The 20784-nt window shown below is 56.6% G+C and carries 17 protein-coding genes; 11 read left to right on the top strand and 6 right to left on the bottom strand.

The window, feature by feature from the left end; genetic code table 11:
* Positions 1 to 153 precede the first annotated feature (153 nt).
* The 5 genes from metH to rluF all read left to right on the top strand — a co-directional run bounded on the left by metH (position 154) and on the right by rluF (position 7218).
* Positions 154 to 3837: a methionine synthase gene (gene metH / locus ACOTW6_RS17580; protein ID WP_121478499.1), complete on the top strand. Its 3684-nt coding sequence runs from the start codon at positions 154 to 156 to the stop codon at positions 3835 to 3837.
* Between the two features lie 116 nt (positions 3838 to 3953).
* A complete protein-coding gene (locus ACOTW6_RS17575) occupies positions 3954 to 5585 on the top strand; it encodes a Na/Pi cotransporter family protein (protein WP_003860350.1) in 1632 nt (543 codons plus the stop codon).
* A gap of 95 nt (positions 5586 to 5680) precedes the next feature.
* Complete coding sequence (locus ACOTW6_RS17570) at positions 5681 to 5974, top strand: type II toxin-antitoxin system CcdA family antitoxin (RefSeq protein ID WP_213789369.1); 294 nt, start codon at positions 5681 to 5683, stop codon at positions 5972 to 5974.
* Complete coding sequence (locus ACOTW6_RS17565) at positions 5974 to 6291, top strand: CcdB family protein (RefSeq protein ID WP_213789370.1); 318 nt, start codon at positions 5974 to 5976, stop codon at positions 6289 to 6291. Before ACOTW6_RS17570 ends, ACOTW6_RS17565 begins: the two co-directional genes overlap by 1 nt.
* A 54-nt stretch (positions 6292 to 6345) precedes the next feature.
* A complete protein-coding gene (rluF, locus tag ACOTW6_RS17560; protein WP_003860347.1) occupies positions 6346 to 7218 on the top strand; it encodes a 23S rRNA pseudouridine(2604) synthase RluF in 873 nt (290 codons plus the stop codon).
* Here rluF and ACOTW6_RS17555 read toward each other — a convergent pair whose 3' ends face one another.
* The 3 genes from ACOTW6_RS17555 to lysC all read right to left on the bottom strand — a co-directional run bounded on the left by ACOTW6_RS17555 (position 7219) and on the right by lysC (position 9929).
* A complete protein-coding gene (locus tag ACOTW6_RS17555) occupies positions 7219 to 7491 on the bottom strand; it encodes a DUF3811 domain-containing protein (protein WP_017382612.1) in 273 nt (90 codons plus the stop codon).
* A 50-nt stretch (positions 7492 to 7541) separates the two neighbouring features.
* Complete coding sequence (gene panS, locus ACOTW6_RS17550; RefSeq protein ID WP_023295757.1) at positions 7542 to 8486, bottom strand: ketopantoate/pantoate/pantothenate transporter PanS; 945 nt, start codon at positions 8484 to 8486, stop codon at positions 7542 to 7544.
* A gap of 93 nt (positions 8487 to 8579) precedes the next feature.
* Complete coding sequence (gene lysC, locus ACOTW6_RS17545) at positions 8580 to 9929, bottom strand: lysine-sensitive aspartokinase 3 (protein WP_045344657.1); 1350 nt, start codon at positions 9927 to 9929, stop codon at positions 8580 to 8582.
* A gap of 374 nt (positions 9930 to 10303) precedes the next feature.
* On the opposite strand from lysC, the gene pgi reads away from it, so the two are divergent.
* The 6 genes from pgi (at position 10304) to psiE (ending at position 16683) form a co-directional block, all read left to right on the top strand.
* Positions 10304 to 11953, top strand: coding sequence for a glucose-6-phosphate isomerase (gene pgi, locus ACOTW6_RS17540; protein WP_003860343.1), 1650 nt, complete (start codon positions 10304 to 10306; stop codon positions 11951 to 11953).
* A 366-nt stretch (positions 11954 to 12319) separates the two neighbouring features.
* Positions 12320 to 12562 carry an exopolysaccharide production protein YjbE gene (gene yjbE / locus ACOTW6_RS17535; protein ID WP_003860341.1) on the top strand — a complete coding sequence of 81 codons (243 nt, stop codon included), beginning with the start codon at positions 12320 to 12322 and terminating at the stop codon, positions 12560 to 12562.
* Between the two features lie 63 nt (positions 12563 to 12625).
* Entirely contained in the window at positions 12626 to 13264 is a 639-nt protein-coding gene (locus tag ACOTW6_RS17530; RefSeq protein ID WP_003860339.1) for a YjbF family lipoprotein, read from the top strand.
* Positions 13261 to 13998, top strand: coding sequence for a capsule biosynthesis GfcC D2 domain-containing protein (locus ACOTW6_RS17525; RefSeq protein WP_213789371.1), 738 nt, complete (start codon positions 13261 to 13263; stop codon positions 13996 to 13998). The genes ACOTW6_RS17530 and ACOTW6_RS17525 overlap by 4 nt, the downstream gene beginning before the upstream one ends.
* Positions 13998 to 16094, top strand: a complete 2097-nt coding sequence (locus ACOTW6_RS17520; RefSeq protein ID WP_047052057.1) for a YjbH domain-containing protein — start codon at positions 13998 to 14000, stop codon at positions 16092 to 16094. The genes ACOTW6_RS17525 and ACOTW6_RS17520 overlap by 1 nt, the downstream gene beginning before the upstream one ends.
* Before the next feature lie 178 nt (positions 16095 to 16272).
* Positions 16273 to 16683: a phosphate-starvation-inducible protein PsiE gene (psiE, locus tag ACOTW6_RS17515; protein WP_000202963.1), complete on the top strand. Its 411-nt coding sequence runs from the start codon at positions 16273 to 16275 to the stop codon at positions 16681 to 16683.
* A gap of 96 nt (positions 16684 to 16779) precedes the next feature.
* On the opposite strand, the gene malG is transcribed toward psiE, so the two are convergent.
* The 3 genes from malG to malE all read right to left on the bottom strand — a co-directional run bounded on the left by malG (position 16780) and on the right by malE (position 20541).
* Positions 16780 to 17670, bottom strand: coding sequence for a maltose ABC transporter permease MalG (gene malG, locus ACOTW6_RS17510; RefSeq protein WP_003860332.1), 891 nt, complete (start codon positions 17668 to 17670; stop codon positions 16780 to 16782).
* 14 nt (positions 17671 to 17684) lie between these two features.
* The gene (gene malF, locus ACOTW6_RS17505) at positions 17685 to 19229 is read right to left on the bottom strand and encodes a maltose ABC transporter permease MalF (RefSeq protein ID WP_213789372.1); all 1545 of its coding nucleotides are present in this window, start codon (positions 19227 to 19229) and stop codon (positions 17685 to 17687) included.
* Between the two features lie 121 nt (positions 19230 to 19350).
* A complete protein-coding gene (gene malE, locus ACOTW6_RS17500) occupies positions 19351 to 20541 on the bottom strand; it encodes a maltose/maltodextrin ABC transporter substrate-binding protein MalE (protein WP_003860330.1) in 1191 nt (396 codons plus the stop codon).
* Positions 20542 to 20784: the final 243 nt, after the last annotated feature.

The following is a 20784-nucleotide window of genomic DNA, read 5'->3' as shown; positions in this document are numbered from 1 at the left end:
TTATTTGGTGGTTTTGCAACCGCTTTCCTGACTGATCGGAGGAGTGATAGTGAACATGTCTCATGTTACCGCTGTGTGACTTTTCGACCCTGCGAGATTATGCCAGTATGGAACGCAGCCTTTTGGCCATGTTGAGCGTTGTCGGGAGCAAGTGTGAGCAGCAAAGTAGAGCAACTGCGTGCGCAGTTAAATGAACGAATTCTGGTGCTGGACGGCGGCATGGGCACCATGATCCAGGGCTATCGTCTGAGTGAAGACGATTTCCGCGGCGAGCGCTTTGCCGACTGGCCTTGTGACCTGAAAGGGAACAATGACCTGCTGGTGTTAAGCAAACCATCTGTCATCAGAGATATCCACAACGCTTACTTCGAAGCGGGTGCGGATATTGTAGAAACCAACACCTTCAACTCGACAACCATCGCCATGGCGGATTACCAGATGGAATCCCTGTCGGCGGAGATCAACTTTGAAGCGGCGAAGCTGGCGCGCGCCTGCGCCGACGAATGGACGGCCCGCACGCCGGACAAGCCGCGCTACGTGGCCGGGGTGCTTGGCCCGACCAACCGCACCGCCTCTATTTCACCGGACGTCAACGACCCGGCGTTTCGGAACATCACCTTTGACCAGCTGGTGGCCGCGTATCGTGAGTCCACTAAAGCGCTGGTGGAAGGCGGCTCCGACCTGATCCTCATTGAAACCGTATTCGACACCCTCAACGCCAAAGCCGCGATCTATGCGGTGAAAGAGGAGTTCGAGGCGCTGGGCGTCGACCTGCCGATCATGATTTCCGGCACCATCACCGATGCCTCGGGGCGCACACTTTCCGGCCAGACAACCGAAGCGTTTTATAACTCCCTGCGCCACGCCGACGCGCTCTCCTTCGGCCTGAACTGCGCGCTGGGGCCGGACGAATTGCGCCAGTACGTGCAGGAGCTTTCGCGCATCGCAGAGTGCTACGTCACCGCCCACCCGAATGCCGGTCTGCCCAATGCCTTCGGGGAGTACGATCTGGATGCCGACACCATGGCGGCGCAAATCCGCGAATGGGCCGAATCAGGCTTCCTCAACATCGTCGGCGGCTGCTGCGGCACCACGCCGGAGCATATCGCCGCCATGAGCCGCGCCGTCGCCGGGCTTCCACCGCGCAAGCTGCCCGAGCTTCCGGTAGCCTGTCGTCTGTCCGGCCTGGAGCCGCTCAATATCGGCGACGACAGCCTGTTTGTGAACGTGGGTGAACGTACAAACGTCACCGGTTCCGCGAAGTTCAAGCGCCTGATCAAAGAAGAGAAGTACAGCGAAGCGCTGGACGTTGCTCGCCAGCAGGTAGAAAGCGGCGCGCAGATCATCGATATCAACATGGACGAGGGGATGCTCGATGCCGAAGCGGCAATGGTGCGTTTTCTCAACCTGATTGCCGGTGAGCCGGATATCGCCCGCGTGCCGATCATGATTGACTCTTCCAAATGGGAAGTCATCGAAAAAGGGCTGAAGTGCATTCAGGGCAAAGGCATTGTTAACTCCATCTCGATGAAAGAGGGCGTCGATACCTTTATCCACCACGCGAAGCTGGTGCGTCGCTACGGGGCCGCCGTGGTGGTGATGGCCTTCGATGAAGTGGGCCAGGCCGATACCCGCGAACGCAAAATTGAGATTTGCCGCCGCGCGTACAAAATTTTGACCGAAGAGGTGGGCTTCCCGCCGGAAGACATCATCTTCGACCCGAACATCTTCGCCGTTGCGACCGGCATCGAAGAGCACAACAACTACGCTCAGGACTTCATCGGCGCGTGTGAAGACATTAAACGCGAGCTACCGCATGCGCTGATCTCCGGCGGCGTGTCGAACGTCTCGTTCTCGTTCCGCGGCAACGACCCGGTGCGTGAGGCGATCCACGCCGTGTTCCTTTACTACGCCATCCGCAACGGGATGGACATGGGGATCGTCAACGCCGGCCAGCTGGCAATTTACGACGATCTGCCAGCCGAGCTGCGCGACGCTGTAGAAGACGTGATCCTCAATCGTCGTGACGACGCCACTGAACGCATGCTGGAACTGGCGGAAAAATACCGCGGCAGTAAATCTGACGAATCAGCCAACGTTCAACAGGCCGAATGGCGCTCCTGGGATGTGAATAAGCGTCTGGAATACTCGCTGGTAAAAGGCATTACCGAGTTTATCGAGCAGGATACCGAGGAAGCGCGTCAGCAGGCCGCCCGTCCGATTGAAGTGATCGAAGGGCCGCTGATGGACGGCATGAACGTGGTCGGCGATCTGTTCGGCGAGGGCAAAATGTTCCTGCCGCAGGTGGTGAAATCCGCCCGCGTCATGAAGCAGGCGGTGGCGTATCTGGAACCCTTTATCGAAGCCAGCAAAGAGAAGGGCTCCAGTAACGGTAAAATGGTCATCGCCACCGTGAAGGGTGACGTACACGACATCGGCAAAAACATCGTTGGCGTGGTGTTGCAGTGTAATAACTACGAAATTATCGACCTTGGCGTGATGGTCCCGGCGGATAAAATCCTCAGGACCGCGCGCGAAGTGAATGCGGATCTGATTGGTCTTTCCGGGCTGATTACGCCTTCGCTGGACGAAATGGTCAACGTGGCAAAAGAGATGGAGCGCCAGGGCTTTACCATTCCACTGCTGATTGGCGGGGCAACCACCTCGAAAGCCCACACGGCGGTGAAAATCGAGCAGAACTACAGTGGGCCGACGGTGTATGTTCAAAACGCCTCGCGCACCGTGGGCGTGGTCTCCGCGCTGCTGTCCGACACCCAGCGCGATGACTTTGTCGCCCGCACCCGCAAAGAGTATGAAACCGTCCGCATTCAGCATGGACGTAAGAAACCGCGCACGCCGCCGGTTTCGCTTCAGGCGGCGCGCGATAACGATCTGGCGTTCGACTGGTCCAGCTATACGCCGCCGGTCGCACACCGTCTGGGCGTGCAGGACGTGACGGCCAGCATCGAAACGCTGCGTAACTACATCGACTGGACGCCGTTCTTCATGACCTGGTCGCTGGCGGGCAAATATCCGCGCATTCTTGAAGATGAGGTGGTGGGCGAAGAGGCGAAGCGCCTGTTTAAAGATGCCAACGACATGCTCGACAGGCTGAGCGCAGAGAAAGCCCTCAACCCGCGCGGGGTGGTGGGGCTGTTCCCGGCGAACCGCGTGGGCGACGACATAGAAATCTACCGCGATGAAACCCGCACCCACGTACTGGCCGTGAGCCACCACCTGCGCCAGCAAACCGAGAAAGTGGGCTTTGCCAACTACTGCCTGGCGGATTTCGTCGCACCGAAACTCTCCGGTAAAGCCGACTATATCGGCGCGTTTGCCGTAACCGGCGGTCTGGAAGAAGACGCGCTGGCGGATGCGTACGACGCGCAGCACGATGATTACAACAAAATCATGGTGAAAGCGATCGCCGATCGCCTGGCGGAAGCCTTTGCTGAGTACCTCCACGAGCGCGTACGTAAGGTGTACTGGGGCTACGCGGCGAATGAGAACCTCAGCAACGAGGAGCTGATCCGCGAAAACTACCAGGGCATTCGTCCGGCGCCGGGGTATCCGGCCTGCCCGGAACACACCGAGAAGGGCACTATCTGGAAATTGCTGGACGTTGAAGCGCACACAGGGATGAAACTCACCGAGTCGTTCGCCATGTGGCCGGGCGCCTCCGTTTCCGGCTGGTATTTCAGCCACCCGGACAGCAAGTACTTCGCCGTAGCGCAGCTACAGCGCGATCAGATTGAGGATTACGCCCTGCGTAAAGGCATGAGCGTGTCAGAGGTGGAACGCTGGCTGGCGCCGAATTTGGGCTACGACGCAGACTAACGTCACTTTTCCTTACAACAAACAGGGCACCGCTATGGTGCCCTGTCTCTTTCTTACGTTTAAACCCTTATACTGAACCTCAGGAAAACGAATAACGATAAGGAGGAATGCCTACCGTGTTGACGTTGTTACACCTGCTCTCCGCAGTCGCACTGCTGGTATGGGGCACTCATATCGTTCGGACCGGCGTGATGCGCGTGTTTGGCGCACGTTTACGTACCGTTCTCAGCGGCAGCGTTGAGAAGAAGCCGCTCGCCTTCTGCGCGGGTATTGGCGTCACGGCGCTGGTGCAAAGCAGCAACGCCACCACCATGCTCGTCACCTCGTTCGTGGCGCAGGATCTGGTGGCGCTCGCCCCGGCGCTGGTGATTGTCCTTGGCGCCGACGTCGGTACCGCGCTGATGGCGCGAATCCTGACGTTCGATCTCTCCTGGCTGTCCCCGCTACTGATTTTTATCGGCGTCATTTTCTTCCTCGGCCGTAAGCAAAGCCGTGCCGGGCAGCTTGGCCGCGTCGGTATTGGCCTCGGGCTGATCCTGCTGGCGCTGGAGCTGATTGTGCAGGCTGTCACGCCGATCACCCAGGCCAACGGTGTGCAGGTCATCTTCGCCTCGTTAACCGGCGACATTATGCTGGATGCGCTGATCGGCGCGGTATTTGCCATCGTCAGCTACTCCAGCCTGGCAGCGGTCCTGCTGACGGCGACCTTAACCGCCGCAGGGGTAATTTCCTTCCCGGTGGCGCTGTGCCTGGTGATCGGTGCCAACCTCGGCTCTGGCCTGCTGGCGATGCTCAACAACAGCGCCGCTAATGCCGCCGCCCGCCGGGTGGCGCTGGGGAGTTTGCTCTTCAAGCTGGTGGGCAGCCTGATCATTCTGCCGTTTGTGCACCCGCTGGCGAACCTGATGGACAATCTCTCTCTGCCGAAAGCGGAGCTGGTGATCTACTTCCACGTCTTCTACAACCTGGTGCGCTGTCTGGCGATGGTGCCGTTTGCCGCGCCGATGGCCCGCTTCTGCGAGCGGCTTATTCGTGATGAACCGGAGCTGGACGCGCGCCTTAAACCGAAGCATCTGGACACCTCGGTGCTGGATACTCCTGCGCTGGCAATCGCCAATGCCGCCCGCGAAACGCTGCGCATGGGCGACGCGATGGAAACCATGCTGGAAGGGTTGCAAAAGGTAATGCACGGCGAGCCGCGCGAAGAAAAAGAGCTGCGCAGGCTGGCGGACGATATCAACGTGCTCTATACCGCCATCAAGCTCTATCTGGCGCGGATTCCCCAGGACGAGCTGGCGGAAGAGGAGTCGCGCCGCTGGGCGGAAATCATCGAGATGTCGCTTAACCTGGAGCAGGCTTCGGATATTGTCGAGCGTATGGGCAGTGAAATCGCGGACAAATCCCTGGCCGCACGTCGGGCGTTTTCTGTGGAAGGGCTGAAAGAGCTGGAAGCGCTGCACGAACAACTGGTCAGCAACCTGAAGCTGGCGATGTCGGTCTTCTTCTCCAGCGACGTGCCGAGCGCGCGCCGCCTGCGCCGCAACAAGCATCGTTTCCGCATCCTTAATCGCCGCTACTCGCACGCCCACGTTGAGCGTCTGCACCAGCAGAACGTGCAGAGTATCGAGACCAGCTCCCTGCACCTGGGGCTACTGGGGGATATGAAGCGCCTGAACTCGTTGTTCTGTGCAGTGGCGTACAGCGTGATGGAGCAGCCGGATGAAGACGACGAGCGGGATGAGTATTAATCTCTGAAAGCGCCTCGCAAAACCCTTTTGTGAGGCGTGACACCTTCTAAAGAGCAATTCATTCTTAAGGCCTTACATTTTTAAGGGAATAGAAAATGCTCGTTTATTACGCTACACTTCGCCAATTCATGCGCATTCCAGTGGGGGTTATCATGCGCACTACTAATGGCATTAAAAAATCAGTCAATGTTTCGTTAGCACCAGAAATTCTTGAAGAAGCGCGACGTCTTAAGCTCAATCTCTCTGCTGTACTCACGGCCGCTCTACAGGAGCAGTTTCGTGCGCATCAGCGCGCAGAGTGGTTAGCAGAAAATAAAGCGGCTATAGAGGCCATCAACCAGTGGGTTGATGAAAACGGCTCCTTTAGTGACTTTCAGAGGTCATTCTGATGGAGCAATATTTTGCTTATGTGAATGAAGGTAATGGGAAAAAAGCATATCCATGGCTTATTAATATGCAGCACCCTGTTGCTAATGTGATGAAACATGTACTGGTTGCTCCCGCCGTTGAATTAAGCCAGTTGGGCGGCATTCGTCCGCCTGCGAAAGTGTGCCCTGTCGTTGAAATCGCGGGTAAGTCCTGCGTTGTCATGATGCATATGCTGTCAGGCATCTCTTCAAAAGAGGTAGGTGAACGCGTTGCCGATCTTACTAACAGCAGTGCTTCATTGCGGGATGCACTCGATTTTCTGATCAGCGGTTACTAGGTCTTTTTTGTCAGGCGCAAGGTAAGGTATATTTCGCCCTTCACAGGAGAAACTATGCTGCCAACTCAATCAACCCGATTAAACAAATACATTAGCGAGAGCGGGATCTGCTCACGTCGCGAGGCTGACCGTTACATTGAACAGGGCAACGTGTTTCTTAACGGCAAACGCGCCACCATTGGCGATCAGGTGGTACCTGGCGATGTGGTGAAAGTGAATGGTCAGGTCATCGAACCGCGTGATGCCGAAGACCTGGTGTTTATCGCGTTGAACAAACCGGTTGGGATTGTCAGCACCACGGAAGATGGCGAGCGGGACAACATCGTTGATTTCGTGAACCACAGCAGCCGTATTTTCCCGATTGGTCGCCTGGATAAGGACTCTCAGGGGTTAATTTTCCTGACTAATCACGGCGATCTGGTGAACAAAATTCTGCGTGCCGGTAACGACCACGAGAAAGAGTACATCGTTACGGTGAACAAGCCGGTCACGGACGAGTTTATCCGCGGGATGGGCGCAGGCGTGCCGATCCTCGGTACCGTGACGAAGAAGTGTAAAGTCCGAAAAGAGGCGCCGTTCGCGTTTCGTATCACGCTGGTGCAGGGCCTGAACCGCCAGATCCGCCGTATGTGCGAGTACTTCGGTTATGAAGTGACGAAGCTGGAACGCACGCGCATCATGAACGTCAGCCTGTCCGGGATCCCGCTGGGCGAGTGGCGTGACTTAACGGATGACGAGCTGATCGAGTTGTTCAAACTGATCGAGAACTCCTCGTCCGAAGCGAAGCCGAAAGCTAAAGCCAAACCGAAAACGCAGGCGATTAAGCGTCCGGTGGTGAAGGCGCCGCAGGCGGAAGAGAAAGGGCGGGGCAAGCCGGGCAACGGAAAACGCTTTACCCAGCCGGGGCGCAAAAAGAAAGGGCGCTGATTAGCGCCTTCCACGGGTTGATGTGCTGGCGGACCAGGAGAAGGTCGCCTCTGCATCGGGTTTATAAGCCTGCTCTTTTTTCAGCTTGCGGGCTTTTTTCGCCGCAGCATCACGTTGCGCCATCAGTTTATCGATGTACTCTTTTTTAACCTGATTGGTTTCGGCGTTCGTCAGCGTGCGGCCATGCGCGATGCGGGCGCGGTCGAGAAGCGTTTTCAGTTCGCGCTGCTCGGCTTCGGTCATGTCTTTCTGGGTCAAACGTGGTGTAGCCATTGCTGAAGCCTCCTGATGGGGAGGCTTCAGTGTAAAGCAAGCCGGGTCAATTAACCCTGTTTCACCGCATCTTTTTTCGGTTGGTCATCAATCGGCTTACCGGACCAGTAGCCAGCTAACAGCGAACCGGACAGGTTGTGCCAGACGGAGAACAGCGCCCCCGGCAGCGCTGCCAGCGGTGAGAAGTAAATTTTACCCAGCGCCGCTGCCAGGCCGGAGTTCTGCATCCCCACTTCGATCGCCAGCGTGCGGCAGGTGGATTCGTCAAAGCCAAACAGCTTCCCGCCCCAGTAACCGCCCAGCAGACCAATAGTGTTATGCAGCACAACCGCGACGATCACCACAAAGCCCACCGAAGCAATGTGCGATGCGGAACCGGCTACCACGGCGCTGATAATGGCCAGAATGCAGACCATCGAAAACGCGGGCAGATACGGCTCAACCGCTTTCACCACCCGCGGGAAGAGATGGTGGATCACCAGCCCCAGCGCAATTGGGATCACCACGATTTGCAGGATGCTGAGCAGCATGCCCATCACGTCCACCTGGATATGCGCGTCCACGTACAGGCGGGTTAACAGCGGCGTGGCAATCACGCCCACCAGCGTGGAAACGGACGAGATAGTGACGGAGAGCGCCACGTCGCCTTTCGCCAGATAGATCATTACGTTAGATGCCGTGCCGCTGGCGACGCTCCCCACCAGCACCATTCCGGCGGAAAGGTCGGGCGGCATCTTAAAGGCCATCGCCAGCAGCCAGGCCGCGAGCGGCATCACCAGGTAGTGCAGGAAAATCCCTGCGGCAACCGGCGCCGGGCGAGACAGCACGCGTTTGAAATCATCAATTTTCAGATGCACGCCCATGCCGAACATAATCAGCATCAGTAGCGTAGTGACCCACGGACCAATGCCCGTGAACGTGGTGGGAGTGTAATACGCGAGTACAGAGAGCAGCAGCGCCCATAACGGGAACAGCCGGGTGATAGCGGAGAGCATAGTGAATTCCTTGCAGTATTGTCGTGTTGTTTTGTTATAAAAAAGCCGGGTCTGTGCCCGGCTTATCGATATTGTTTAACGTGCTAACGAATTTTATTCAAACAAATTCTGATGAAGTTTCTGCACGACCTGCTCGGCCTGATCGGCAGGGACCAGGAAGCAGAGGTTGTAGCTGGACGCGCCGTAGCAAATCATGCGGATGTTGAACGGGTCGAGTACGCCGAACACCTCTTTGCCCACGCCGCACGCGCGCGACAGCTTGTTGCCGATGATGGCGACCAGCGCCAGATCTTCTTCCACCTCCACGCGGCACAACTCGGAAAGCTCAATCAGCAGCGACTGCGTCAGCAGGGTGTCGCCGGTAGAGGTGGAGCCGGTGGTGTCGAGCGTCAGCGCTATGCTGACTTCTGACGTGGTGATCAGGTCTACGGAGATATTGTGGCGCGCCAGGATGCCAAACACTTCCGCCAGGAATCCACGGGAGTGCAGCATATTATGGCTGTGCAGGGTAACCAGCGTCTGCTTACGACGCAGGGCCAGCGCGCGGAACAGCGGCGGGTTCTCGGTTTTCTTGCAGACCAGCGTCCCGCCCGCCTTTGGATCTTTACTGGAGCCAACGAAGACCGGAATGTCGCTGCGCACGGCGGGCAGCAGGGTGGCTGGGTGCAGCACTTTCGCGCCGAAAGTCGCCATTTCAGCCGCTTCTTCAAAGGCGATCACGTCAATACGTTTTGCCGCAGAGACCACCCGCGGGTCGGTGGTGTAGATACCCGGCACGTCCGTCCAGATATCCACGCGGGTGGCGTGCAGGGCTTCGCCCAGCAGGGCGGCGGTGTAGTCGCTGCCGCCACGGCCCAGCGTGGTTGTGCGCCCTTTGGCTTCGCTGCCGATAAAGCCCTGGGTGATCACTATGCCTTCATCCAGGCGCGGGGCAAGCTGCTGGTTGGTCAGCTCTGCCAGGACTTCCACGTCCGGCTCGGCGCGGCCAAAGCGGTCGCTGGTGCGCATCACTTTACGCACGTCGAACCACTGCGCCTGAATATTGCGCTCGCGCATGATCTCAACGAACAGCAGGGTGGACATCAGTTCGCCGTGGCTGACCAGTTCATCGGTCAGTGCGCTGGAGGTGGCCAGCGACGCGGCTTCAGCCAGGGTGGTGATATTTTCCAGCAGGCGTTCCACTTCCTCACGAATGACGTTCGGGTTTTGCAGACGCTCAAGAATGTCGAACTGAATTTTGCGCAGTGCATCCAGCTTCACGAAACGCTCGGTCGCTTCCAGTCCTTCAGACAGAGAAACCAGCAGGTTCGTCACGCCAGCTGAGGCGGAAAGCACCACCAGGCGGGTATTCGGATCGGCCAGCACCACATCGGCGCTGCGGTTCATGGCATCGTAGTCTGCCACACTGGTGCCGCCAAACTTGGCGACCACAAAACTCGTCATAACAACCTCGTGTCAGGGAATGAATAGAGCGACCTTGGCACAAGAATGAAGCGAGAACAGGTGCAGGCGCAAAATACGGCCCTATAAATAAAATGCGGGGGAGGTCCTGTCAATGCTGGGATTATGCGGATTTTTCATGGGGGGGTACCCCTCAGAAACAGGACTTATAACAGGCCCATATTTTATGCTCCTTTTTCCCCCTTTTTGACCAACATTTCGCCACGCCGGAAGGGCGCGACAGCAGCTATACTTTTCGGGTCTTTTCACCTGCGTTTGATGCAGACCAGGGCAATGGCATAAAAACCATCACAATTTTTATTTGCAGGCGCTACAATCGACCGCAGTCACAATTCTCAAATCAGAAGAGTATTGCTATGAAAAACATCAACCCAACGCAGACCGCTGCATGGCAGGCACTACAGAAACATTTTGATGAAATGAAAGACGTCACCATCGCGGATCTGTTCGCGAAAGATGCCGATCGTTTCAGCAAGTTTTCCGCCACCTTCGATGACCTGATGCTGGTGGATTTCTCCAAGAACCGTATCACTGAAGAGACGCTGGCGAAGCTGCAAGATCTGGCGAAAGAGACTGAGCTGGCAGATGCCATTAAATCCATGTTCTCTGGTGAGAAAATCAACCGCACCGAAGACCGTGCCGTGCTGCACGTCGCCCTGCGTAACCGTAGCAATACGCCAATTATCGTAGACGGCAAAGATGTGATGCCGGAAGTGAACGCGGTGCTGGAAAAGATGAAAACCTTCTCTGAAGCGATCATCTCAGGTAGCTGGAAAGGCTACACCGGCAAAGCGATCACCGACGTCGTAAACATCGGTATCGGCGGCTCTGACCTCGGCCCGTTCATGGTGACCGAGGCGCTACGCCCGTACAAAAACCACCTCAACATGCACTTCGTGTCCAACGTCGATGGGACCCACATCGCTGAAGTGCTGAAAAAGGTGAACCCGGAAACCACGCTGTTCCTGGTGGCGTCTAAAACCTTCACCACTCAGGAAACCATGACCAACGCCCACAGCGCGCGTGACTGGTTCCTGAAAACCGCGGGCGACGAAAAGCACGTGGCGAAACACTTCGCGGCGCTGTCCACCAACGGTAAAGCGGTGGGTGAGTTCGGTATTGATACCGCGAACATGTTTGAGTTCTGGGACTGGGTGGGCGGCCGCTACTCACTGTGGTCTGCGATCGGTCTGTCCATCATCCTGTCCGTGGGCTTCGACAACTTCGTTGAGCTGCTCTCCGGTGCGCACGCGATGGACAAACACTTCTCCACCACCGCGCCTGAGAAAAACCTGCCGGTACTGCTGGCGCTGATCGGGATCTGGTACAACAACTTCTTCGGCGCTGAAACCGAAGCGATTCTGCCGTACGACCAGTACATGCACCGCTTTGCGGCCTACTTCCAGCAGGGCAACATGGAATCCAACGGCAAGTACGTTGACCGTAACGGCAACGCGGTGGATTACCAGACTGGCCCAATCATCTGGGGCGAGCCGGGCACCAACGGCCAGCACGCGTTCTACCAGCTGATCCACCAGGGCACCAAAATGGTACCGTGCGATTTCATCGCCCCGGCGATTACGCATAACCCGCTGTCCGACCACCATCCGAAGCTGCTGTCTAACTTCTTCGCCCAGACCGAAGCGCTGGCGTTCGGTAAATCCCGCGAGGTGGTTGAGCAGGAGTACCGTGATCAGGGTAAAGATCCGGCTACGCTGGAGCACGTTGTGCCGTTCAAAGTGTTCGAAGGCAACCGTCCAACTAACTCCATTCTGCTGCGCGAAATCACGCCGTTCAGCCTGGGTGCGTTGATTGCCCTCTACGAGCACAAAATCTTCACTCAGGGCGCTATTCTGAACATCTTCACCTTTGACCAGTGGGGCGTTGAGCTGGGCAAACAGCTGGCAAACCGCATTCTGCCAGAGTTGGGTGACGATAAAGCGATCGACAGCCACGACAGCTCCACCAATGGTCTGATTAACCGTTATAAAGCCTGGCGTGCGTAATAAATATGTCATGAACAATGCCGGCGATATGCCGGCATTTTTTTATCGGATAATTCTTGATGTCTGTTAGTTATCTCAAATTCTGAATCTGAGTTTAATCCGAAAAAGACGGTTATCCCGTTAATTGCTGAGGTTTATTTTAAGAAAATACGGAGTGATGCTTTAATATGATTATATTATAACTTGCTGATTTATAATGATTATATATTTCCTTGATTCTTTTTTCTTTTCATTTTTAACCATTAGTCTGAAAACCTCATCCCTATTTACCCCCACGGTAAACCCACTGCTTTAGTTGTGTATACTCGAATCCGCCTGAATTTCTTTTCGGGCAAATCTCCATTCATTCATTGAAGGGAAATTGTTATGAAGAAAGTACTGTATGGCATTTTTGCCATATCTGCGCTTGCGGCGACGTCTGTCTATGCAGCTCCGGTCCAGGTCGGGGAAGCAGCAGGGTCGGCAGCGACGTCTGCGTCTGCGGGGAGTTCTACCGCAGCCAGCACCAGCGCCGTAAGTTCAGCCGTGGGTGTCGCGCTGGCGGCAACCGGTGGCGGTGATGGCTCCAATACCGGAACCACGACCACTACGACGACCAGCACCCAGTAATACCGGGTGTTTTAATCATAACCACACTTCGGTGTGGTTATTTCGCCCCTTCGGAGAAGAGTCGTGAAGCGACCTGCAATCATCCTGATTTGCCTGCTGTTGCAGGCGTGCTCAGCTACCACCAAAGGGCTGGGCCACTCACTGTGGGACAGTATGTTCGGCACGCCGGGCGTGCATCTGACCGATGACGAACTTCAGAACATGCCGTATGCCAGCCAGTACATGCAGCTAAACGATGGTCCGCAACTGTTTGTGGTGCTCGCTTTCGATGAAAACGGGCAGCAGAAATGGGTGACGCAGGATCAGGCCACCATCGTGACGCAGCATTCCCGCATCGTGAAAACGTTGCTCGGCGGCGACAACCTGCTTGAGGTGAACAACCTTGCTGAAGATCCGCTCATCAAGCCGAATCAGATCGTCGATGGCGCAAGCTGGACGCGCACGATGGGCTGGACCGAGCACAAACAGGTGCGCTACGCCACGGCCCGCTCCACCTTCCGCTGGGACGGTACGGACAGTGTCAAAGTGGGCAGCGACGAAACGCAGGTGCGCGTGCTGGATGAAGAGGTGACAACCGATCAGGCCACCTGGCATAACCGCTTCTGGGTGGACGAAGAGGGGCAAATCCGCCAGTCCTTACAGTATCTCGGTGCCGGTTTCTTCCCGGTGAAGACCACCCTGATCAAGGCGGCGAAATCATGAAAATGTTCATCCACATTGCGCTTCTCGCCAGCCTGACCTCGTCGCTGGCGTGGTCTGCGGGAACGGTACAGGTCTACACCCCGGACAGCGAAAAACCTAAAACCTTAACCAATGCCGGGCATCTGCTCGATCTGGTGGGGCAGCCGAGGCTGGCGAAAAGCTGGTGGACCGGGGCGGTGATCAGCGAGCGTAAGGCGACGATCGTCGCGGAACAAAAACATCAGGCGCTGCTCGCCCGACTGAGCGGGCTGGCACAACAGGAAGATGCCGACGATGCCGCGGCCATTACTAGCCTGCGTCAGCAGCTTCAGGCGGTTAAGGTGACGGGTCGCCAGAAGGTGAATCTCGATCCGGATGAGGTGCGCGTTGCGGAAAACGGCAATCCGTCGCTGGAAGGGGACTATACCCTGTGGCTTCCGGCTCAGCCCTCCACCGTCACCGTGATGGGGCTTCTCAGCAGCCCTGGCAAAAAGCCGTTTACGCCGGGCCGGGATGTGGCGAGCTATCTCGACGATCAAAGTCTGCTCAGCGGAGCGGATAACAGCTATGCCTGGGTGGTCTATCCGGACGGGCATACGCAGAAAGCGCCGGTGGCTTACTGGAATAAACGCCATATCGAACCTATGCCAGGCAGCATCATTTTTGTCGGTTTTGCCGACCATTTCTGGACGAAAGCGTATGACGGGCTTAATGCCGATATCCTTCGCTCCCTGATACAGCGGATACCGGAATAATGAAAAAAACCTATCTCTACAGCATGCTTGCACTGTGCGTGAGTGCCGCCTGTCATGCAGAAACGTATCCGGCACCCATTGGCCCGTCGCAGTCCGATTTTGGCGGCGTGGGCTTACTGCAAACCCCGACCGCGCGTATGGCCCGCGAGGGGGAAATCAGCCTTAACTATCGCGATAACGATCAGTACCGTTACTACTCTGCGTCCGTGCAGCTGTTCCCCTGGCTGGAGACCACGCTGCGCTATACCGACGTGCGTACAAAACAGTACAGCAGCGTTGAGTCCTTCTCCGGCGATCAGACCTACAAAGACAAAGCCTTCGACGTGAAGCTGCGCCTGTGGGAAGAGAGCTACTGGATGCCGCAGGTCTCCGTTGGCGCGAAGGATATCGGCGGGACCGGCCTGTTTGACGCGGAATACATCGTGGCCAGCAAAGCCTGGGGACCGTTTGATTTCTCACTCGGTCTTGGCTGGGGCTATCTGGGTACCAGCGGCAACGTCAAAAATCCGTTCTGTACCTACAGCGATAAATACTGCTACCGCGATAACAGCTACCAGAAAGCAGGCTCCATCAACGGCGACCAGATGTTCCACGGCCCGGCCTCGCTGTTTGGCGGCGTGGAGTATCAAACACCTTGGCAGCCATTACGCCTGAAGCTGGAGTACGAAGGAAACGACTACTCGCAGGACTTCGCCGGGAAAATTGAGCAAAAGAGCAAGTTTAACGTCGGCGCCATTTACCGCGTCACCGACTGGGCCGACGTTAACCTCAGCTATGAGCGCGGTAATACCCTGATGTTTGGCTTTACCCTGCGCACTAACTTTAACGACATGCGGCCGCACTACAATGACAACCCGCGGCCAAAATATCAGCCGGAGCCGCAGGATGCGATCCTTCAGCACTCCGTGGTAGCGAACCAGCTGACGCTGCTGAAATATAACGCGGGCCTGGCGGATCCGAAGATCCAGACCAAAGGCGATACGCTGTATGTCACCGGCGAGCAGGTGAAATACCGCGACTCCCGCGAAGGGATCGAGCGCGCCAACCGGATCGTCATGAACGATCTGCCGGAGGGGATCCGCACGATCCGCGTGACGGAGAACCGTCTCAACCTGCCGCAGGTTACAACCGAAACCGATGTTGCCAGCCTTAAGCGTCATCTTGAAGGCGAACCGCTGGGACATGAAACCGAGCTGGTGCAAAAACGCGTTGAGCCGGTGGTGCCAGAGAGCACCGAGCAGGGCTGGTATATCGATAAATCCCGCTTCGATTTCCATATCGATCCGGTGCTGAACCAGTCCGTGGGTGGGCCGGAAAACTTCTACATGTATCAGCTGGGCGCGATGGCGACGGCGGATCTGTGGGTGACCGACCACCTGTTGACCACCGGTAGCCTGTTCGGCAACATTGCCAACAACTACGACAAATTTAACTACACCAACCCGCCGAACGATTCAAAACTGCCGCGCGTGCGTACCCGCGTTCGCGAATATGTGCAGAACGATATCTACGTGAATAACCTCCAGGCCAACTACTTCCAGTACTTCGGCAACGGCTTCTACGGCCAGGTTTACGGTGGCTATCTGGAAACCATGTTCGGCGGTGCCGGGGCAGAAGTGCTTTATCGTCCTGTCGACAGCAACTGGGCGTTTGGGATTGATGCCAACTACGTGAAACAGCGTGACTGGCGCAGCGCGCAGGACATGATGAAGTTCACCGACTACAGCGTCAAAACTGGCCACCTGACCGCCTACTGGACGCCGTCGTTCGCGCAGGACGTGCTGGTGAAAGCCAGCGTCGGCCAGTATCTGGCGGGTGATAAGGGCGGCACGCTGGATATCTCCAAACACTTCGACAGCGGCGTCGTGGTGGGCGGCTATGCCACCATCACCAACGTTTCGCCAGACGAGTACGGGGAAGGGGACTTCACCAAAGGGGTGTACGTGTCGATTCCGCTGGATCTGTTCTCGTCAGGCCCAACCCGCAGCCGTGCGGCAGTGGGCTGGACGCCGCTGACGCGCGACGGCGGCCAGCAGCTTGGACGTAAATTCCAGCTGTATGATATGACCAGCGATAAGAACATTAACTTCCGCTGATGCTTATTTGCCCGGTGGCGCTGCGCTTACCGGGCCTACGAGAGTGTTTTTGTAGGCCGGGCAAACACAGTGCCGCCCGGCAAGAATGTTCATCTGGACAAAACATAAACAAAAAATATAGATCCCCGTCACATTTTTGCGTTATACAGGAACCTCGCCCTGGAGAATGAGGTGCTGTATGACATCCCTGACTCGTCCGCGCGTTGAGTTTATCTCAACGATACTCCAGACCGTGCTGAACCTCGGTCTGCTGAGCCTTGGTCTGATCCTGGTCGTGTTTCTGGGTAAAGAGACGGTGCATCTGGCGGATGTGCTGTTCGCCCCTGAGCAAACCAGCAAATACGCGCTGGTGGAAGGCCTGGTGGTCTACTTTCTCTACTTCGAATTTATCGCCCTGATTGTGAAGTACTTTCAGTCCGGCTTTCACTTCCCGCTGCGCTATTTTGTCTACATTGGCATCACCGCCATTGTGCGGCTGATCATCGTCGATCATAAATCCCCGCTCGACGTGCTGATCTATTCGGCGGCGATCCTGCTGCTGGTGATCACCCTCTGGCTGTGCAACTCGAAACGGCTGAAACGCGAATAAAAAAAGGGCGCTCCGAAGAGCGCCTAACAACAGTCACAAGTTGGTTCAATACAATACGTCTAAAGTTGAGGGTTGCAGTGGCATAACAAATGAAACTTAACCTTTCACACCGCCCGCCGTCAGGCCGTTGACCAGCCAGCGCTGGGCCAGCAGGAACACCACGGTAATCGGGATGGCAGAGAGGACGGCCGCCGCGGCAAAGTCGCCCCACAGGTAGTTTTGCGGGTTGAGATACTGCTGCATACCGACGGCCAGGGTGTAGCTGTTTACATCACGCAGTAACAGTGAGGCGACCGGGACTTCGGTGATCGCCGCGATAAACGACAGAATAAACACCACCGCCAGAATCGGCACCGACAGCGGCAGCAGTACCAGACGGAACGCCTGCCACGGTGTCGCCCCATCCAGCGCCGCCGCTTCTTCCAGCGAACCGTCGATGGTTTCGAAATAGCCCTTGATGGTCCACACATGCAGGGCGATGCCGCCAAGATAGGCGAAGATAACGCCGCCGTGGGTGTTCAGGCCGATGAACGGCACATACTGGCCCAGACGGTCAAACAGGGCATATAACGCCACCAGTGACAGCACGGCCGGGAACATCTGGAAAATCAGCATCCCTTTCAGCAGCGTCGCTTTGCCCGGGAAACGCATACGGGCGAAGGCGTAAGCACAGGTGGTGGAGAGCGTCACGATGCCGATCGCGGTGATGGTCGCCACCTTCACCGAGTTCCACAGCCACAGCAGCACCGGGAACGGCGGCGGCGTGACGCGGCCATCCGCGTGCTCCACGCTGAAGCCCAGCGCGAGCTTCCAGTGCTCCCAGGAGATTTCGTCCGGGATCAGGCTCCCGGTGGCGAAGTTCCCCGAACGCAGGGAGATGGCGATAACCATCAGCAGCGGGAACATGATCGCCGCGATGAAAATCAGCAGGCCTAAGTGCGTCGCGAGGAGGCGCAGTTTCTGAGATTTGGGTTGTACCATTGCCATGTTCAGTGCCCTCCTTAGTCAAATTTCATACGTGTGGCTTTCAGGTTCACAATCGCCAGGGCGCCAACCAGCAGGAAGATCAGGGTGGCAATCGCCGCCGCCAGGCCGAAGTCCTGACCGCCGCCGCCCTCGAAGGCGATGCGGTAGGTGTAGCTCACGAGCAGGTCGGTATAGCCTGCTGGCGTGGTGGTGCCGAGACGGTCTGGGCCACCGTTGGTCAACAGCTGAATCAGCACGAAGTTGTTAAAGTTAAAGGCGAAGCTGGCGATCATCAGCGGCGTCAGCGGCTTAATGAGCAGCGGCAGGGTAATTTTGAAGAAGTTCTGGAACGGACCCGCGCCGTCCATCGCCGAGGCTTCGTACAGATCGTCCGGGATAGCCTTCAGCAGCCCCATGCACAGGATCATCATGTACGGATAACCGAGCCAGGTGTTCACGATGATAATCATCGAGCGAGCGGTGGTTGGGTCGCTGAACCAGGCCGGTTTGATGCCGAACAGCGCGCTCAGCATCATGTTGATTTCACCGAAGCTCTGGTTAAACAGCCCTTTGAAAATCAGAATCGAGATAAACGACGGCACGGCGTAGGGCAGAATCAGCAGCACGCGGTAAATCGCTTTGCCTTTCAGGGACTCCCACTGCACGAGGCAGGCCAGCACCATGCCCACGGCCACGGTCAGGATCACGGTCAGCACCGAGAAGACCACCGTCCAGACGAAGATGGCGAAGAACGGTTTCTGGATGCCTTCGTCGGTAAACACGCGGGTGAAGTTGTCCCAGCCGATGGTGACGGTGTAGCCCGGGCTGAGTTTGTCGTCGCCCCAGCTGCCGTCGGCATTCACCGACTGATAGAAACCGATATCGTTGTTTGGGCGATACTTCACGCCGCTCTGGTTGTTGGTCAGCGTGCCGTCATCCGCCAGCGAATAAAGCGGCTGCGTGCCGGAGAACTGGCGCAGCGAGCTCATGGTCACTTTGCTGTCATCGGGCAGCACGGCGGTGAGCTGGGTCAGCGCCTGGCGATTCTGGGTAATGATACGCAGGTTGGCACGTTCACCTTCCGGCAGGGCCGCAGCCTCTTTTAAGGCCAGCTTCTGCTCGCCGCCAAATTTGAACGCGTCGGAAAGATAAGTTTTGCCGCTCTCACCATCAGTGAGCGCTAACTTCCACTCGTCACCCGCAGGATACAGGCCGAAGTTAAAGGTTTTACCCGCCTGATAAGAACGGTCCAGAAGCACCTGGGTGGCGCGCTCCTGTGCGAGCTGGTTGGTGCTGCTGTAGTTGGTAAAGGCAATCGCGATGGTGCAGATCAGCGGAAAGAGGACAAACAGCCCCATCCCGGCAACACCCGGGTAGACATAGCGCCAGGCGTACGCTTTACGGTTGGCGAAAATATACAGGCCAACCGAGCTTAAAATCAGCGTCAAGATGGCAAACAGGTATTCCCCTTGCACGTACATTAAAACAACAAGGTAACCCACCAGCAGACACAGCAGACCTATCACTGACCACTTCAGTGCGTCGCTTTGCCACCAGTGCTTCTTTTTAATGACATCCATGGGGTTCTTCCTCTACAACGGTGGAAACTTATCGTCAGGTGGCGCTGCGCTTACCTGACCTACGGATCGTGCCGTAGTCGTAGGGCGGGTAAGCGCACGCGCCACCCGCCGTTTTTCAGACTTACTTAGTAATACGGCCCTGAGCATCTTTCAGCGCGGCATCAACGGTCTGGCGACCGCTTGCAGCGTTGATGACGGCGGTACGGGTGGCGTACCAGAACGCAGCCATCTGTGGGATATTCGGCATGATTTCGCCTTTCTGGGCGTTATCCATGGTGGCCGCAATACGTGGATCTTTCGCCAGCTGATCCTGGAAGGATTTCAGCGCAACGGCGCCCAGCGGTTTGTCCTTGTTCACTTCATCCAAACCCTGATCGGTCAGCAGGTAGTTTTCGAGGAACTCTTTCGCCAGCTCTTTGTTCGGGCTGGCGGCGTTGATACCCGCGCTCAGCACGCCAACGAACGGTTTAGACGGTTTGCCGTTGAAGGTTGGCAGCAGGGTCACGCCGTAGTTGATTTTGCTCTTGTCGATGTTGGTCCAGGCCCACGGACCGTTGATGGTCATCGCGGTTTCGCCTTTGTTGAACGCCGCTTCCGCGATGGAGTAGTCGGTATCCGCGTTCATGTGTTTGTTCTTAATCAGGTCAACCAGGAAGGTCAGGCCTTTTTTCGCGCCCGCACTGTCCACGCCCACGTCTTTCACGTCATATTTGCCGTTTTCAAACTTGAACGCGTAGCCGCCGTCGGCAGCAATCAGCGGCCAGGTGAAGTACGGCTCTTGCAGGTTGAACATCAGGGCGGATTTACCTTTCGCCTTCAGCTCTTTATCCAGAGCAGGGATCTCTTCCCAGGTTTTCGGCGGGTTTGGCACCAGGTCTTTGTTGTAAATCAGTGACAGCGCTTCAACCGCGATTGGGTAAGCGATCAGCTTGCCGTTATAGCGAACGGCGTCCCAGGTGAACGGGAACAGTTTGTCCTGGAAGGCTTTGTCTGGCGTAACTTCTGCCAGCAGGCCAGACTGCGCGTAGCCCCCGAAACGGTCATGCGCCCAAAAGATAATGTCCGGACCATCGCCCGTGGCCGCAACCTGCGGGAACTTCTCTTCCAGTTTGTCCGGGTGCTCTACGGTGACTTTGATACCGGTGTCTTTCTCGAATTTTTTGCCCACTTCGGCCAGACCGTTATAGCCCTTGTCGCCGTTAATCCAGATAACCAGCTTACCTTCTTCAATTTTGGCGAGAGCCGGTGCGGAAATCATCATTGCTGCGAGGGCGGACAATGCGAAAACGCGTGCGCCAGTCTTGATCTTCATATCTGCCATCCTTTATTGGTGATGTGCTCGTGGATACATAAGGGGGTTCAACGTGACTCAGTCTCCTTATTTGACATCCTCTTTCCATCCTCCCAGTCCCTACGCCCCACCCCCTGTTTGTGTGATCCCTGTAACATAAATTTAAGTTATGAGTGCTGGCGCACATAAAAACCCACTGAATTTTGCAGGCCGCTTCACGATTTTCGCCTCAGCCCCTCCGCTGCGGTCGCAGAGCCTGCTCTC

The sequence above is a fragment of the Enterobacter cloacae complex sp. IR5403 genome, from assembly GCF_049238705.1.
Taxonomy (GTDB): Bacteria; Pseudomonadota; Gammaproteobacteria; order Enterobacterales; family Enterobacteriaceae; genus Enterobacter; species Enterobacter hormaechei_C.
This window is presented reverse-complemented; position numbering and strand designations above follow the sequence as displayed.